Consider the following 13,751-nt stretch of genomic DNA (forward strand, 5'->3'; position numbering starts at 1 on the left):
GGTGTGGGGGTGGTGCAGGGGTGGCGCGCACAACCTTGCTATTCAGCCGTGAACTGCCGTGCAAGGGAAGGGGAGCGGCATGTTGCGCGGAAGCGGCGCGGTCGATCCCAGGCGCTCACGACCGGTGTGGCGGCGACACGGACGCACGGCGAGGCATACCCTCACCCGCCCGGGCGGCCCTGTTTGGGCTGATCACGGCGACCGTATGCTCGAAGGATGACGACTTCCGCGACCCCAGGGACCGGCCCGACCGAGAACTCCATGCGTCGCGCCCTCAAACGTGCCCGTGACGGCGTCGCACTCGACGTCACCGAGGCGGCCGTCCTCCTCCAGGCCCGCGGCGCCGACCTGGAGGAGCTCACCGTGTCGGCGGCCCGCGTGCGCGACGCGGGACTCGCGGCGGCCGGCCGTCCCGGCGTCATCACGTACTCGAAGAGCGTCTTCATCCCTCTGACCCGCCTGTGCCGCGACAAGTGCCACTACTGCACCTTCGTCACCGTCCCCGGCAAGCTGCGCCGGGCCGGCCACGGGATGTTCATGTCCCCGGACGAGGTCCTCGACATCGCCCGCAAGGGCGCCGCGCTCGGCTGCAAGGAAGCCCTGATCACCCTCGGCGACAAGCCCGAGGACCGCTGGCCGGAGGCCCGCGAGTGGCTCGACGCGCACGGGTACGACGACACGATCGCCTACGTCCGGGCCATCTCCATCCGCATCCTGGAGGAGACGGGGCTGCTCCCGCACCTCAACCCGGGCGTCATGACCTGGACCGACTTCCAGCGCCTCAAGCCGGTGGCCCCCTCCATGGGCATGATGCTGGAGACGACCGCGACCCGTCTGTGGTCCGAGCCCGGCGGCCCCCACCACGGCTCCCCGGACAAGGAACCGGCCGTACGGCTGCGCGTCCTGGAGGACGCCGGCCGCTCCTCCGTCCCCTTCACGTCAGGCATCCTCATCGGCATCGGCGAGACGTACGAGGAGAGGGCCGAGTCCCTCTTCGCGCTGCGGCGCGTCTCCCGCGCCTACCACGGCATCCAGGAGCTGATCATCCAGAACTTCCGCGCCAAGCCGGACACCGCGATGCGCGGCATGCCGGACGCGGAACTGGACGAACTCGTCGCCACGGTGGCGGTGGCCCGGCACATCATGGGCCCGAGCGCCTGCCTTCAGGCCCCGCCGAACCTCGTCGACGACGAGTACGGACGTCTCATCGGTGCCGGAATCGACGACTGGGGCGGCGTCTCCCCGCTCACCATCGACCATGTGAACCCCGAGCGCCCCTGGCCGCAGATCGAGGAACTCGCCCAGCAGTCGGCGGTGGCGGGCTTCGCACTGAAGGAACGTCTCTGCGTCTACCCGGAGTTCGTGACCCGAGGCGAACCCTGGCTCGACCCCCGGCTCCTGCCGCACGTACGCGCCCTCGCGGACCCGGAGACGGGCCTGGCCCTCCCGGACGCGCCCGTGGAGGGCCACCCGTGGCAGGAACCCGAGGAGGCGTTCCAGCCCTCGGGCCGTACGGACCTCCACACCACGATCGACACCGAGGGCCGCACCTCCGACCGCCGCGACGACTTCGACGAGGTGTACGGCGACTGGGAGGCCCTGCGCGAGGCAGCCGCCCCCGGCATGGCGCCGGAGCGCATCGACACCGACGTACGCGAGGCCCTGCGCACCGCGGCCGACGATCCGACCCGCCTCACCGACGACGAGGCCCTGGCCCTGCTGCACGCGGACGGCCCGGCGCTGGACGCCCTGTGCGGGGTGGCCGACGACGTACGGAAGTCGGTGGTCGGCGACGAGGTCACCTACATCGTCACCCGCAACATCAACTTCACCAACGTCTGCTACACCGGCTGCCGTTTCTGCGCCTTCGCACAGCGCAGGACGGACGCCGACGCCTACACCCTGTCGCTGGACCAGGTCGCGGACCGTGCGCAACAGGCCTGGGACGTGGGCGCGGTCGAGGTGTGCATGCAGGGCGGCATCCACCCGGACCTGCCCGGCACGGCGTACTTCGACATCGCGAAGGCGGTCAAGTCCCGCGTCCCCGGGATGCACGTGCACGCCTTCTCCCCCATGGAGGTCGTGAACGGCGCCACCCGCACCGGCATGTCGATCCGCGAGTGGCTGACCGCCGCCAAGGAGGCCGGCCTGGACTCCATCCCCGGCACGGCCGCCGAGATCCTCGACGACGAGGTGAGGTGGGTCCTGACCAAGGGCAAGCTGCCCACCGCGACCTGGATCGAGGTGGTGACGACGGCGCATGAGCTGGGCATCCGGTCGAGTTCGACGATGATGTACGGCCATGTCGACCAGCCCCGCCACTGGCTCGGCCACCTCCGCACCCTCGCCCGCATCCAGCAACAGACCGGCGGCTTCACGGAGTTCGTGACGCTCCCGTTCATCCACACCAACGCGCCGGTGTACCTGGCGGGGATCGCCCGCCCCGGCCCCACGACCCGCGACAACCGCGCGGTCACGGCCATGGCCCGCCTCCTCCTGCACCCGCACATCCCCAACATCCAGACCAGTTGGGTGAAACTCGGCACCGAGGGCGCCGCCGAGATGCTCCGCTCCGGCGCCAATGACGTCGGCGGCACGCTGATGGAGGAGACCATCTCCCGGATGGCGGGCTCGTCGTACGGCTCGTACAAGTCCGTCAAGGACCTGATCGCGGTGGCGGACGCGGCGGGACGCCCGGCGAAGCCGCGCACGACGCTGTACGGGGAGGTCCCGGAGGAACGGCAGCGGGCGGCGGCGGAGTCGGACGGGCATCTGCCGGAGTTGCTGCCGGTGCTGGACTGACGGTACGGACGGTTCGGGGGCGCCCTCGTCGGTTGAAGGGGGCGCCCCCGCACGTACTGGTCGGTTTCCGCTCGGCTACCGCTCGGCCGTACCCGGAAGATGGATGACCAGAAGGACGACACCGCTCAGAGTGAAGACCCGCATGGCCGCGTCCAGCCCGTTCCAGTCCCCCGACTGCCACATCACGAACCACTCACCGCCGATGCCTATGAACCCGGCGCCGAACAGCAGCATGAGCATCAGCAACCCGAGCGTCGAGACGCGCCGGGCGCGGTGGTGGTCACGGCGCACCCAGAGGTACGTGCCGCCGATGAGAACGAGCGCGGCAACCGTCTCCCACACGATGATGGCGACGTACGCCGCGTCCTGAAGCGCCCGCGACTCGATCGCCCGCCACATCAGGTTCTCGTCCTTGAACGTCGTGTCCATCGCGAGAACGTGCCGGACGAACGCCTGGTTGGTACCGAAGTCGGTGATGTTGCTGAACGCGACGAGGGTGATGTAGAGGGCGACCGTCGCGGTGAGGAGGGTGGCGGCGAGGGGGAGGAGGGTGGATCGGGAGCTCTGCTGGGACTGCTGATTCTGGTCAATGGTCATGGTGGGACTATGTCCCCGTGCGCCACGTCAACCCCAAGTGATTTTCACAGGGTTGGGCCGAACCGCTTCGAGAGTCGATCGATCGGTGGCTGTCCGGGCGCGCAGGGTTCGTCGGTCGCCGCGGTGAGATCGATCTGTTCCGGGGCAACGACCGGACCGCGAGGGCCCGAGACCTGTGCATATGTGGAAGAGCTGGGCAGACCAACGGTTACGGCACGCCCTCCACCAGCCGACCGGCCCGGACCCCGCTAAACGATCACTTCGAAGCCAAGCCGGTGGATCTGGGCTCAGTACACCGTTCCGTTGGCGCGCTGGCCGGGCGAGCGGGACAGTGAGCTGATGGTGTTGTGCTTGACCCAGGCGCCGGTCGCCGAGCCGTCAGGGCTTCGGTTGATGGACACCCCGTCGGAGTTCGCCAGGCTCGAGGAGTAGCTCATCGACTGGACCGTCGCTCCGGCCGCATCCCGCAGGATCACCTGGTCACCGCTGTTGGACAGGTTGAGGTCGCCGGTGCTGGCTGCCACCGCCACGATGCCACCGGGGATCGCGGAGCCCGCGCCGAACACGGTGATCGCCTTGCCGGGCTGCAGCGTCGTACCGGCCGCGAACGTGTGCCGCACTGCCGACCCGTCCCGGATGGTCCAGCCGGCGATGCTGGATGCCGTGCCACCGGTGTTCACGATCTCGATGGCCTCGCCGGCGGTGCTGCTGCCCGGTTCGTTGGCCAGCACCTCGTTGATGATGACGTTGGCGGGTCCGCCGCCACCGCCGGCGGTGACGGTGACGTTCTGGGTCGTGGTGTGGGTGGCCCCGCCGTTGTCCGTCACGGTCAGCGAGACCGCGTAGGTTCCGGCCGATGCGTAGGTCACGGTCGGGTTCGTCGCCGTCGAGGTCTGGCCGTTGCCGAAGTCCCAGCTGCGGCTCACGATGGTGCCGTCGGAGTCGGTGCTGCCATCGGTGAAGGTGCAGTTGAGAGCGGTGCAGGAGTGCGTGTACGACGCCGTGGGCTGCTGGTTCGCGCCGCCGCCACCGCCGATGACGAAGTTGTAGCGAGACAGCACCGGGTAGTGGTCGCTGGTCGTCGTCGCGTAGTTCGGGACATAGGCCTGGGGCTGGAAGGCGGTCGCCGAGCCGGCGACGTACTTCGCCTGCACCTCGTTGGTGGTGAGCTGGTGGTCGATGAAGTCCGGGTAGCTCGCCGTCGACGACACGCCCGCCAGCGACAGGGCCCGCGTCGGGAACGCGTAGCGCGCCGCGTCGTTCACGAAGTTGGCGTAGGGCGAAGCCTTCCCGGCTGTGATGGAGGTGTCGACGTCGTCGTTCCAGTCACCGATGACGAAGACGTTCTGCGTGGGGTAGGTCGTGTCGAGGTAGGACTTGAGGGCCTGCGACGCGGGGTTGCGCAGGTTCCACGCATCCGTGGTGGATCCGGACTTCGCGTGCAGGACGATGAAGACGAGGTCACGGGTGACACCGTCGAACGTGCCGCGCAACGTGAACTCCACCGGCGGACGGCCGGCGAAGTTGCTGTTCTGCTCGGGCAGGATGACCTTCGCGCTCACCAGGGTGGCCATGCTGGAGCGCCAGACGAGGGCGACCTTCTGCTCGGTGTTGCTGAAGTCCGAGTAGTACTGCGCACCGTTCGTCACGATCGGGTCGTTGGCCACGACCCCGGTGTACCCGGGCATGCCGGCCACGAGTGTGTCGAACGCCGAGGTGCTGACGACCTCGGAGAGGCCCCACACGTCCATGTCGGCGCCCGCCATGACGTTACGGACGTTCTGCTGCTGAAGAGCCTCGTCGGTCGGGCCGAAGTCCGGCGCACCGAACCACTCGACGTTCCAGTTGCCGACGTCGAGCTGTGTCGGCGATCCCTGCGACGGGACCGAGGTGGCGGCATTCGCCGCGGGGGCGGTGGTGAGCGTCGCCAGCGTCACGGCGGCGGCCAAGACCCCTATGAGCGCGCGGAGTCTGAGTTTCATCGACAAGAGACCCTTCCGAGTTGGCGTGTAAAACTGGCCCGCAACCATGCTGTTGGCGGGCCGAGGGAAGTGTCCCGGCCCGGCCCTCGGCGTACATCGCGCATGCTGCAAACGATCAGCCACGTGTGGGTGAACATTCGACTGCCGGACCGATCGACCGGGTCGATCGACGGCTGGCCGCAGTGCGCGAGGACTTCCTCGACTGCGAAGTCGCGAGGCCCCGCCGCCGAGGACTGCGACTGACGGCTGCTACGCCCCCGCTGGCCGCAGCCGGTGCTCCGCGCCCAGCCACGGCTTGACCCACGTCACCCCAGGGACAGCAGGGTTCAGCGGCGCGCGTCGCCAACCGCGAGCAGGCTCGTCAGCTCCGAGACCGCTTCCGGGGACGGCTTGAAGTAGCGGCGGACGTTCTCCGCCTTCTTGTGCCGGGACTTCGCCATCAGCATCAGCAAGGAGGCGCCCTGCTCACCGGGGTGGGTCAGGGCGGAATGGCGGTACTCGTGCAGGTCCCAGCCGGTTCCCGGCCCGCGCACGGCGGTGTGCTCGTCCAGCAGTGCGCGGGCCTGGCCGTAGGAGAGGCGGGCCAGGCCGGTGTCCGAGCAGACGTCGCGGGGACTGACGACCTTCCCCGGCCCGGGGCGGCGGTGGGTGACGAACACCGGCCCACGGGCACGGCCGCGCAGCAGGCGGAGCAGGAGACGGGCGGTGCCGGCGTCCCAGTAGACGGTCTCCAGCACGAAGTCCTCGCGCGCCTGTCCGCGGCGGCGTGCCTTGCTTCGGGCACCCTTGGCCTTGACCGGGCAGCGGCGGGCGGCGAGGTCCAGGTCCTCGATGTTCACGCCGAGGATCTCCTCCGCGCGGGCGGCGGTCTCATAGAGCATCCGCCACAGCGTCTTCTCCCGCAGGCGGACCTCGCGGCGGGCGATGAGCCGGTCCACGGCCATCTTCGAGCGGGCCGGGGTCTCGGAGTCCGGCACCGCCAGCCGCTTCGTCCAGGCCGGGACCGCCGGCCCGTCGTAGCCGTACCCAGCGCACCAGCCCAGCCAGGAGAGCACCGCCGCCCTGCGGGCGTTCCAGGCACCCGCTGGGCGGGCTACGCCGGCACCCTTCGAGCACGCACCGGAGGCAGCCCGCCCCGCCCCCTTGCAGAACTGCGAGGGCTGCGACAGGGCATTCCGTGCGGCGCAGCCGGGCCGCTGCCGCGACTGCCGTGGCGCCGAGCGGGCGGTGGCGTGAGACATGCCACGAGCGACTCATGCGGCCCGTGCCGTCCCGACGCCACACCGAACCCTCCACCGGTACCGTACGAGGAGCGACCCACCAGCACCGGAGGTCACCGTGAGTGCTCAGAGCGACGGCCCGTACGGACCGCTGATCCCGATGCCTGAGCTCACTCCGGACGCGCTGCGCGCTGCGGTCGCCCGGATCGCGCCCAGCCGTATCCCGGCACTGACGCAACATCTGTTCGAGGCGACGACGAACGCGCAGCAGACGCAGAGCCTCGCGCCGCTGCGCGCGTTCGTGCACTCGTGGGCGGTGTTCGTCGCCATCGAGCGCCATCCCGCGCGCGCCCGGAGTCTGCGCGAGCTGGAGCGGGTTGTGGATCTGGGCGAACAGGACCCCTCCGAGGCCATCGCCGAGAGCCGCGTGATCAGGGAAGCGGCCGAAGCCGAGGCAGGGCTGTGACGGACTGGTCCTGGGACTACAACCCGAGTGCCGAGTACATCACCGATGGATTGCCGCCCGGCGTCGTGGCGGAGGTCGAGCGGCTCGCCACCGAACTGGCCGCCCTCGGGCACGACTCCGTGCGGGTGGGCAGACCCCTCGACAGGGAGGGCGGTCTGCGTGAGTTCGACCTACTCGGCGGCCGTGGCTTCATCAGCTCCTCGCGGTGCCGAGGCACGAGTGCGTCTACGTCTGCAACGTCACTTGGTACGGCTGAATCCCTCGAGGCTGTCGGATGCCCTGATCCATGACGGCGAGGTCGCGAGGGCGCCGTCCCGGCCAAGGCGGACCCAACCCCGCGCGATGATCGATGCCTTGGGCCAGACTGGTGGTCGGTGGGGCCACGGCCCGGCGGAGAGGCGGAGGACACATGGCGCGGGTGCGGTCGTCGAGGCGGCAGCTGATTCAGCAGCGCAGACGGCAGGCCTTCGTCGGGCGGGACGCCGAGCGTGCCGCCTTCCGTGACAATCTCGATCTCGCGCCCGACGCCGGGGCCGCACGGTTCCTGTTCCATGTGCACGGGAACGCAGGGGTCGGAAAGACTTTCCTGGTACGGGAGTTGGAGCAGATCGCCCGGGACCGCGGGGCGCTGACCGCGTACGCCGACGAGGCCGTGGGCAGCGTGCCCGAGGTCCTGGAGGCGATCAGCGCTCAGTGCGCGGCGCAAGGGCACCGTTTCAAGGAGCTGGACAGGCTGCTGGCCGTGCACCGTGAGCGGCGGTACGAGGCCGAGGTTGCTGCGCTCACCGCCGTACCCGACCCCCAGGCGGAGCCGTCGGTGGGCAGCACGGTTGTCGCGCGGGTGGCGGCGGCGGCGCTGGGTTACGTGCCGGTCGTCGGCCCGGTGGCCAGCGCCGGCGTGGACTCCGCCCAACTCGCCCGGGGTGTCGACCAGATGCGCACCGGGATCGGCACCCGCTTCCGCAACCAGGAGGACGCCCGGCTGGTCCGGGAGCCCGAGCAGGTGCTGACACCGGTGCTGTTGAGGGAGGTGCGGGAGGCCGCCGCCAATGTCCCCTGGATCGTCCTGTTCCTCGACACGTACGAGCACACGGGTCCCGTCCTCGACCGCTGGCTGCACGATGTGCTGGCGGCCGACCGGTACGGGGACGTCCCGGACAACCTGGTCGTCGTCACCTCAGGGCAGTACCCCCTGGACACGGTTCGCTGGAGTGACGTCGCCGACTTCGTGACCGACCTGCCGCTGGGGCCCTTCACGGAGGCGGAGGCGCGCGGGCTGCTCGCGGACCGGGGGGTGGTGGCCGAGCCGGTCGTGGCGGAGGTGCTCCGGCTCACCGGCGGGCTTCCGGTCCTCGTGTCGACGCTCGCTCAGGCCCGGCCGGTGGACGTGGACGACATCGGCGACCCGAGCGTGACCGCCGTGGACCGCTTCCTGAAGTGGGAACAGGACCCGGTGCGCCGGGCAGCCGCACTGGCCTGCGCGTTCCCCCGGCAACTGGACGCCGACATCGTGCAGGTCGCTGTGCGGTGCGCGGACGACGAGACCGAGACGTTCTTCGAGTGGCTGCGAGGGTTGCCGTTCGTGAGCGATCGCGGGGACCGGGTGAAGTACCACGACCTCGTACGGGCGCCCATGCTGCGGTTGCAGCGGTACCGGTCCCCGCGGCAGTGGATCGCCCGGCACCGTCGCCTCGCCCAGGCGCTCGGGCGGTGGCGGGCCGAGATCGAGACGGAGCTCGGCGGCGAAGAGGCGGCCTGGGCGGACGAGTGGTGGCGACGGCTGCGGCTGGAGGAGTCGTACCACCGGTTGTGCGCCGGGCTGCGGACCGCGCCGGCGGACGTCCTGCGGGACTTCGTCGTGGCCTGCGACCAGGGCGAGGACGTGGCCCGGCGGTGGGTGGGGCTGCTGCGGGACGCGGGGGACGACACTGGGGCCCAGGGGCTGCGGGACTGGGCGGACGGGCTCGCCGGGGCGCTCGAACGGGGACGCGAGGCCGCCGCACTCGAACTGCTGCTGGAGCAGGCCGGCGAACTGCCCGAAGCACATCGCTCGACCTTCGACTGGATGGACGAGGAACGAGAACGGGCGCGCACCCACGGATCGGCAGCACCGGCAGCACCAGCAGCACCCGAGGAACGCATCGAGTACGACAGGGTCGACCTGGACGACCGCACCCTGGCCCTGGCCCATGCGGGGCGCGGCAAGGCCCTGCGCGGCGTCGGCGCGTACCGGCGGGCACTCGCGGAGTACGACCGGGCCCTCACCCTCGCCCCCGACCTCGCCCGCGCCCACCGTGGCAAGGCCCTCGCCCACGCCGACCTGGGCGACTACCGGACGGCGATCGACGCCCTGGACCGCGCGCTCGAACGGGAGCCGGGCCACGCCCGGAGCCTGTCCACACGCGGCGAGTACCACCGGATCCTGGGGCAGTACGACGAGGCGCTGGCCGACCTCGACAGGGCGATCCGCCTCGACCCGGCCCGGGAGTTCACCTGGGCCTCCCGTGGAGCGACGTGGCTGCGCCTGGGCGACCTCGACCGGGCACTCGCGGACCTCGACCGGGCACTGGAGCTGGAGCCCGACTACGCGTGGGCGCTGGTGCGCAGGGCCCGGGTGCTGCGCGGCCTCGGGGAGCCCACGCGCCAGATGGAGGACCTGGACCGCGCCGTCGTCCTGCAGCCGGACTGGGCCTGGGGCCTGTGCGAGCGCGGCGACGCCCTCCGCTCCGCCGGCCACCACCAGGCTGCCCTCACCGACTACGACCGCGCCCTGGAACTCGACCCCGCCTACGCGTCGGCCTACGCGAGCCGCGCCGTCTCACGGACCGCTCTGGGCCGTCACGCGGAGGCACTCGCGGATCTGGACCGGGCCGTGGAGCTCAAGCCGCACTACGCCTGGGCCCTGAGCCGACGGGCGCTCGTCCACCTGGAACTGGGCGACCCGGCCCACGCGTTGGCCGACGCGGACCGCTCCCTGAGCCTGCGCCCCGACGATCCCTTCGTGCAGGAGACCCACACCCGGGTGCACAACCACTCCGTCACCGGAGACGGTCGACATACCGGTCCGTCCCCGGCACCGTAGGAATGAACGGCGCCACCAACTCGACCCTCCCGACGCCCGCTTCGGTCACGGCCTCGTCGAGCCCCGTGAAGTGCTCCTCCCAGCACTCCCGTGGATCCGCCTCCAGGAACCACAGCAGCGTGAGCCGTGTGTCGGCGCCCTCGACCTGCTTGACGTACGACATGCGGTCGAGGGGGAGGGGGACCGGGCGGAAGAGGGTGACCATGGCGGCCGGGGAGCCCGAGAGCCGCCTGGGCAGGTGGCGGGAGCGCAGCCACTCCAGGAGCTCGGCGCGTTCCGCCGGGCTGCCGGCGTCGATGACCTCCACCACCAGGCCCGCGTACGGGTGGTCGAGGGCGTGGAAGTCGCGCGGGCCGGCGGCGCCGTCGCGGTAGACCGTCGCCTCGTGGTCCTGGAAGGCCGTGAAGACGTGGGTACGGTCCTGGTAGACGCGGGCGTCGCGGTTGAGGCGCTTGTTGATGGCGACCGTCCACTTCATGTGGTCGTCGTAACGACCCGCGGTCACCCAGTAGACGGTGATGTAACAGCCCGCGGTGACCGGCTGCGCCACCGCCGACTTCTCGGGGTAGCGGAGGAGTTGGAGGTCCCTGGTCGCCACCCAGCGGCGGCCCGCGTACATCCAGGGCATCGCCATCGCGCCGGCGTAGTAGTGATCGTCCTCGTACCAGCGATTGTAGGCGTACTCGTGGCCCGGATGCGGCTCGACCATGGTGATCAGGGCGTGGCCGGGGTGGACGCCGTACGGGCCGACGGCCGCCAGTTCCGCGTACACCTCGCTGCGGGTCTCCTGGGACATGCTGCTCCCCTTCCGTCCGAAGCTTTCCGTCCGATGCCTTCCGCGCGATGCCTTCCGTGCGTGGCCGTGCCCACCTAATCTGACGGGTCGTCAGTCGATCCGCCAGAGTCCGGGAGGCGCCCATGTCACTGCTGGAGCGGAAGACCGTCGTGATCTCGGGGGTCGGGGCCGGGCTCGGGCAGCGGGTTGCCGCGGCCGTGGTGCGGGACGGGGGCAATGCCGTGCTGGGGGCGCGTACGGAGGCGAACCTCGCGAAGGTCGCGGCCGAGCTCGATCCCGGCGGGGCCCGTACGGCGTACCGCGCGACCGACATCACCGACGAAGCGCAGTGCGAGGCGCTCGCGGGGCTCGCGCGGGAGCGGTTCGGGGGGATCGACGCCGTGGTGCACGTGGCGGCCTGGGACAGCTACTTCGGCGGGGTGGAGGATGCCGACTTCACCACTTGGCAGTCGGTCGTCGACGTCAACCTGCTGGGGACGCTGCGGATGACGCGGGCCTGTCTGCCGGCGCTGAAGGAGCGGGGCGGTTCCGTCGTCATCATCGGGACGCAGTCGTCGGTGGCCGCTCCCTCGCAGGTGCGGCAGGCGGCGTACGCGGCGTCGAAGGGGGCGCTGACCAGCGCCATGTACTCGCTGGCGCGGGAGGTGGGCCCGCACCGGATACGGGTCAACACCGTGCAGCCGGGCTGGATGTGGGGGCCGCCCGTGGAGGCGTACGTCCAGTTCACCGCGCACACCGAGGGTGTGCCGGAGGCGGAGGTGCTGAAGCGGCTGACCGGGCGGATGGCGTTGCCCGACCTGGCTACGGACGGAGATGTGGCGGATGCGGTGGTTTTCCTGGCGTCGGACCGCGCTCGGGCCATCACCGGGCAGTCGTTGCTGGTCAACGCGGGTGAGGTGATGCGGTAGGCCGTGACCGGATCACACGGGGTGACGGCCAAGTGGGTCAAGGATGTGAACCGAGGTCACCTCATAGAACCTTTTTACTGCCTCTTGACTGTTCGGGCCGTTGCCGTCGAAGTGTCCCCGATTCCAGGATGAGCGGGCACTTCGCGGCCGCCTTGGCATGCACGCGGCTGGTGTGGCCTGCTCTGGCCTGCGCATTTGGCCTGTTCCGGCGAAGTGCCGTGCACGACAGCACAGTTGACAGGGCGGATTCCCGGGAGGGAGCACATGAACGGTCTCGACTGGGCCGTGCTCATCGGCTACTTCGGAGTGATGGTCGCGATCGGTATCTGGTCGCACAAGCGGGTCGACAACGTCAGCGACTTCTTCACAGCCGGCGGGAAGATGCCCTGGTGGCTGTCCGGCATCTCGCACCACATGTCGGGTTACAGCGCGGTCATGTTCACCGGTTACGCGGGCATCGCCTACACCTACGGCGTCACGTCCTTCGTCACCTGGTCCTTCCCGATCGCGCTGGGCATCGCGATCGGGTCGAAGCTGTTCGCGCCGCGCATCAACCGGTTACGTTCCCGGCTGCATGTGGCGTCCCCGCTCGAGTACCTGAAGAACCGTTACAACCTGCCCACGCAGCAGGCGCTCGCCTGGTCCGGGATGCTGCTGAAGATCGTGGACGTCGGCGCGAAGTGGGCGGCCATCGCCACCCTGCTGTCCGTCTTCACCGGCATCTCCCTCAACCAGGGCATCCTCATCACCGGCGGCATCACGGCGATCTACTGCACGATCGGCGGCCTGTGGGCGGACGCGCTGACGGAACTGGGCCAGTTCGTCATCCAACTCCTCGCGGGCATCGCGATGTTCGTTGCCGTCGTCGCCAAACTCGGCGACTACGGCGGCTTCTTCGGCGTCTGGGACGAGCCGGCGCTGCAGGGTCACGGCAAGCCGCTGGTCGGCCCGTACGGGACGGTCTTCCTGCTCGCCTTCCTCTTCATCAAGCTCTTCGAGTACAACGGCGGCATGCTCAACCAGGCCCAGCGCTACATGGCCACGGCGACGCCGAAGGAGGCCGAGCGCTCGGCGCGGCTGTCGGCGATCCTGTGGCTGGTCTGGCCGCTGGTGCTGTTCTTCCCCATGTGGATGTCGCCGCTGCTGGTGGAGTCGCAGAAGCCGGACGGTTCGGACTCGTACGCCCTGATGACCGAACAGCTCATCCCGCACGGTCTGCTGGGCCTGGTCATCGTCGGCTTCTTCTCCCACACGATGGCCATGTGCTCCTCCGACGCCAACGCCATCGCCGCCGTCTTCACAAGGGACTGCGCACCCGTGCTCTCGGCGAGGGCGCGGGCGTGGAGTCAGCGTTCGGGGCTGATCGCGGCCCGGATCGCGACGGTCGTCTTCCTCGGGCTGTCCATGGCGGCGGCGACCCAGGTCAACTCGCCGACGTTCAAGGACATCATCACGGTCGTGATCAAGTGGGTCGCGGGCCTGATGGGGCCGATGGCCATCCCCATGATGCTCGGACTGCTCCGCCCGTTCCGCCGCTCCGGTCCTACGGCGGCGCTGACCAGCTGGGCCTGCGGACTGTTCGCCTTCTGGCTGGTCAACTACCCCATCAGCTGGAACATCGACGGGGGCGTCCCCCTCCAGTACCAGGTGTCCGTCCCGCTGGCCGTGTCCCTCGTCCTGTACATCCTCATCGGCTTCCTCAAGCCCGAGGACACGCCGGAGCGGCTGGCGATCATCGAGCAGATCAACTCGGACGGCGACGGGGCCGCTGCGGTGGCGGCGCCGGGGTCGAAGGACGCGTCGAGTCCGTCGGGTGTGTGAGGAACCCTCAAACGCCGGAGGGGCTGGAAAATCCAGCCCCTCCGGCGTTTGAGGAGCGGGGGTCCAGGGGGCGGAGC

General features: G+C 70.2%; 9 protein-coding genes. 5 read left to right on the forward strand and 4 right to left on the reverse strand.

The genetic code is table 11. The annotated features are described in order from the left end of the window. Nucleotides 1-216: 216 nt before the first annotated feature. On the forward strand, nucleotides 217-2,802 hold the full coding sequence (locus tag FPZ41_RS22290; RefSeq protein ID WP_152865249.1) for a bifunctional FO biosynthesis protein CofGH: 2,586 nt from the start codon (nucleotides 217-219) through the stop codon (nucleotides 2,800-2,802). 75 nt (nucleotides 2,803-2,877) lie between these two features. On the opposite strand, the gene FPZ41_RS22295 is transcribed toward FPZ41_RS22290, so the two are convergent. The 3 genes from FPZ41_RS22295 to FPZ41_RS22305 form a co-directional block, all read right to left on the reverse strand. Continuing rightward, nucleotides 2,878-3,399 carry a DUF2165 domain-containing protein gene (locus FPZ41_RS22295; protein WP_152865251.1) on the reverse strand — a complete coding sequence of 174 codons (522 nt, stop codon included), beginning with the start codon at nucleotides 3,397-3,399 and terminating at the stop codon, nucleotides 2,878-2,880. A gap of 287 nt (nucleotides 3,400-3,686) precedes the next feature. Further along, the gene (locus tag FPZ41_RS49920) at nucleotides 3,687-5,381 is read right to left on the reverse strand and encodes a lamin tail domain-containing protein (RefSeq protein ID WP_152865253.1); all 1,695 of its coding nucleotides are present in this window, start codon (nucleotides 5,379-5,381) and stop codon (nucleotides 3,687-3,689) included. 326 nt (nucleotides 5,382-5,707) lie between these two features. Further along, nucleotides 5,708-6,622 carry a tyrosine-type recombinase/integrase gene (locus FPZ41_RS22305; RefSeq protein ID WP_228022902.1) on the reverse strand — a complete coding sequence of 305 codons (915 nt, stop codon included), beginning with the start codon at nucleotides 6,620-6,622 and terminating at the stop codon, nucleotides 5,708-5,710. A gap of 97 nt (nucleotides 6,623-6,719) precedes the next feature. Between FPZ41_RS22305 and FPZ41_RS22315 the strand changes: the two genes are divergently transcribed. Continuing rightward, on the forward strand, nucleotides 6,720-7,067 hold the full coding sequence (locus tag FPZ41_RS22315; RefSeq protein ID WP_322620567.1) for a DUF6247 family protein: 348 nt from the start codon (nucleotides 6,720-6,722) through the stop codon (nucleotides 7,065-7,067). A 409-nt stretch (nucleotides 7,068-7,476) separates the two neighbouring features. Further along, nucleotides 7,477-10,149 (forward strand): tetratricopeptide repeat protein, encoded by a 2,673-nt coding sequence (locus FPZ41_RS22325; RefSeq protein ID WP_152865255.1) that lies wholly within the window; start codon nucleotides 7,477-7,479, stop codon nucleotides 10,147-10,149. Here the strand turns inward: FPZ41_RS22325 and FPZ41_RS22330 are convergent. Then, nucleotides 10,106-10,945, reverse strand: coding sequence for a hypothetical protein (locus tag FPZ41_RS22330; RefSeq protein ID WP_152865257.1), 840 nt, complete (start codon nucleotides 10,943-10,945; stop codon nucleotides 10,106-10,108). The genes FPZ41_RS22325 and FPZ41_RS22330 overlap by 44 nt on opposite strands. A gap of 122 nt (nucleotides 10,946-11,067) precedes the next feature. Between FPZ41_RS22330 and FPZ41_RS22335 the strand changes: the two genes are divergently transcribed. Both FPZ41_RS22335 and FPZ41_RS22340 read left to right on the forward strand, forming a co-directional pair. Further along, on the forward strand, nucleotides 11,068-11,853 hold the full coding sequence (locus FPZ41_RS22335; RefSeq protein ID WP_152865259.1) for an SDR family oxidoreductase: 786 nt from the start codon (nucleotides 11,068-11,070) through the stop codon (nucleotides 11,851-11,853). Between the two features lie 264 nt (nucleotides 11,854-12,117). Further along, complete coding sequence (locus tag FPZ41_RS22340; protein WP_152865261.1) at nucleotides 12,118-13,674, forward strand: sodium:solute symporter family protein; 1,557 nt, start codon at nucleotides 12,118-12,120, stop codon at nucleotides 13,672-13,674. Nucleotides 13,675-13,751 lie beyond the last annotated feature (77 nt).

The sequence above is a fragment of the Streptomyces acidicola genome (assembly GCF_009377235.1).
GTDB lineage: Bacteria > Actinomycetota > Actinomycetes > Streptomycetales > Streptomycetaceae > Streptomyces > Streptomyces acidicola.

Excerpts from the sequence above, each read along its gene's own strand:
- FPZ41_RS22290 (WP_152865249.1), top strand. The coding sequence starts at position 217 with ATGACGACTTCCGCGACCCCAGGGACCGGCCCGACCGAGAACTCCATG.
- FPZ41_RS22295 (WP_152865251.1), bottom strand. The coding sequence starts at position 3,399 with ATGACCATTGACCAGAATCAGCAGTCCCAGCAGAGCTCCCGATCCACC.
- FPZ41_RS49920 (WP_152865253.1), bottom strand. The coding sequence starts at position 5,381 with ATGAAACTCAGACTCCGCGCGCTCATAGGGGTCTTGGCCGCCGCCGTG.
- FPZ41_RS22305 (WP_228022902.1), bottom strand. The coding sequence starts at position 6,622 with ATGTCTCACGCCACCGCCCGCTCGGCGCCACGGCAGTCGCGGCAGCGG.
- FPZ41_RS22325 (WP_152865255.1), top strand. The coding sequence starts at position 7,477 with ATGGCGCGGGTGCGGTCGTCGAGGCGGCAGCTGATTCAGCAGCGCAGA.
- FPZ41_RS22330 (WP_152865257.1), bottom strand. The coding sequence starts at position 10,945 with ATGTCCCAGGAGACCCGCAGCGAGGTGTACGCGGAACTGGCGGCCGTC.
- FPZ41_RS22335 (WP_152865259.1), top strand. The coding sequence starts at position 11,068 with ATGTCACTGCTGGAGCGGAAGACCGTCGTGATCTCGGGGGTCGGGGCC.
- FPZ41_RS22340 (WP_152865261.1), top strand. The coding sequence starts at position 12,118 with ATGAACGGTCTCGACTGGGCCGTGCTCATCGGCTACTTCGGAGTGATG.